The following is a 2,433-nucleotide window of genomic DNA, read 5'->3' on the forward strand; positions in this document are numbered from 1 at the left end:
GCCTGAATATATACATTATGTTGAAACCAAGGAAGACGAGATCTTCCCGGCCTTATTTAAAATTATGCAGGCTGCTAACCGTTACGGGTTCAATGTTGATAACATTCTTGAGCGTTTTAAGAACCACTTGTCCTACAGAGAACAGCACAGCCGCTTAGGTAAATTCAATCTGCAATTGACGGGTGACCGATATACCCGTCTTCTGGCAGAGTTAGCAATTTACCATTTTAGTCGAAATAAATTCGAATTTGGCTTCCATTACTTACTAGAGAGTTTGGAATCATCTGTTACTATAAGAAATGACACCACCATTGTTAAATGTGTGGGGTTATTCGAGAAACACCGGGGATGTGCATCCCCGGAAGTCATTCAGAGGTACACAATTTCCATTAGCGAGGTGCAAAAAATCAATGAAGAGAAAGATGGCATTATTACTGTCAGTAGCTAGTATTGTGCTTCTCCTTGCCGTACCTGCGTATGCCAGCAGCAACGATTCATTTCAAGCTAATGTATTTCAGCCTATGACCCATGGTGCCGGGGGTTAAGAGTTCTTGCACAGTCTTTTAGCAACTACAGGTAGGATTAGTCTAAAATAGAACCAAAGAAGAAGCTGCGCCATTGGCGCAGCTTCTTCTTTGGTTTCCGCACATTTTTCACAATTCCGCTTTTTGACAGCATGTACTAACATACTCTTAAAGAGGGGGTTTTATGCAGAATAGTCTTGATTTATTATTACTTTATTCTACAATTGTATGTCTTTCACCACGTTGCCTTCAAAGTCCTTAATGGTGAATTTCCCGTCAACCAGAATCCCATAGGAATGCGGGTTATTCTCTTTCGGCAAAGAGATCGAACCCGGATTAAGTACATAAATACCTTCCTTTAGGTCAGCTACCGGAAGATGGGTATGCCCCTGGATAAAGACATCGCCCGGAACGAGCGGAGGCAATTGATCAATGCTGAAGCCATGACCGTGGGTGGCGTAGATTTTTCTGCCTTCATGAAGGATCAGCACATAATCGCCCATCATCGGAAACTGCAGCAGCATCTGATCCACCTCAGCATCGCAATTACCGCGCACAGCCACAAGTGATTTGCCGTAGGCATTCAGCCGGGCAGCGACGCCTTGCGGGTCGTACCCCTCCGGCAGCGGATTCCTCGGTCCGTGATACAAAAAATCCCCCAAGATCACAAGGGTATGCGGCTGTTCCTGCTCAGCCTTTTCTAAAGCCCGTTCCAGCCAAAACAGTGAGCCATGAATATCGGAGATAAACATTAGTTTCATCAGGTGATCTTCCCTTCCCTTATTCGCTTTCCTACTCATCTTACTTCCTCTTGTACCCGGAGCGCAAAACAGGACGCCGCTGGCGTCCTGTCTTGTCGCATACCTTAGTATTCACGGATTAATCAAGGCAGATTGGAGGCGCCCATCAAATAGCGGTCCACTTCACGCGCAGTCTGACGTCCTTCATCAATCGCCCATACTACTAGACTCTGTCCACGGCGCATGTCTCCGGCCGCAAATACGCCCTCGATATTGGTAGTTTGCGTACCGAACTCCGCCTTGGCATTGGAACGCTCATCACGCTCCACTCCAAGCTGATCCAGCACTGTATCTTCAGGTCCCGTGAAGCCAAGGGCCAGCAGCACAAGCTGCGTCTTAATGACTTCTTCGCTGCCCGGCACTTCCACTGGAATCATCCGCCCCTGCTCATTACGGGTCCACTCTATCCGTACGGTATGCAGCTCCTGGACATGTCCGCCATCATCTCCGACAAAACGTTTCGAAGAAACGAGATAGCGGCGCGGATCTTCCTGGTACAAGGAAGCTGCTTCCTGCTGGCCGTAATCCACCTTCAGTACTTTTGGCCATTCCGGCCAAGGGTTGCTGGCCTGACGGGTCAGGGGAGACTGCGGCATAATTTCGAGCTGGATTACACTGCGGCAGCCATGGCGGATGGAAGTCGCCACACAGTCGGTACCCGTGTCGCCGCCGCCGATAACTACTACGTCTTTGCCTGCAGCAGAGAGATATTCTCCGTCTGCCAGTCCGGAATCAAGCAGGCTCTTCGTGTTCAGCGTCAAAAACTCCATCGCCTGGTGTATACCGCGAAGCTCACGTCCCTCAATCGGCAGGTCACGCGCCTGCGTCGAGCCGCCGCACAGCACAACGGCATCATGGTCTTCCTGGAGCTGTGAAGCAGTAATATCTTTGCCGATTTCGGTCCGGGTCACAAAGGTAATCCCTTCGGCGGCCAGAAGATCCACACGCCGCTGAACGGTTTGCTTATCCAGCTTCATATTGGGAATCCCGTACGTCAGCAGCCCACCGATCCGGTCTGCCCGTTCATAAACAGTTACGGTATGTCCGGCCTTGTTGAGCTGTGCCGCACAGGCGAGTCCTGCAGGGCCTGAGCCGACTACGGCTACCTT

Annotated in this window: 2 protein-coding genes and 1 pseudogene; 1 reads left to right on the forward strand and 2 read right to left on the reverse strand. The window is 50.1% G+C overall.

What is annotated here, in order from left to right; genetic code table 11:
- Nucleotides 1–448: pseudogene (locus tag AQR02_RS34895) on the forward strand (transcriptional regulator); the annotation flags it as partial.
- Between the two features lie 294 nt (nucleotides 449–742).
- Here AQR02_RS34895 and yfcE read toward each other — a convergent pair.
- Together yfcE and AQR02_RS25760 are read right to left on the reverse strand one after the other, a co-directional pair.
- Complete coding sequence (yfcE, locus tag AQR02_RS25755) at nucleotides 743–1,285, reverse strand: phosphodiesterase (RefSeq protein WP_054943243.1); 543 nt, start codon at nucleotides 1,283–1,285, stop codon at nucleotides 743–745.
- A 122-nt stretch (nucleotides 1,286–1,407) separates the two neighbouring features.
- A partial coding sequence (locus AQR02_RS25760) for a glutamate synthase subunit beta (RefSeq protein WP_245237742.1) occupies nucleotides 1,408–2,433 on the reverse strand: 1,026 nt, incomplete at its 5' end.

The organism is Paenibacillus ihuae, assembly GCF_001368795.1.
In the GTDB taxonomy this organism is placed as follows: domain Bacteria; phylum Bacillota; class Bacilli; order Paenibacillales; family Paenibacillaceae; genus Paenibacillus_AQ; species Paenibacillus_AQ ihuae.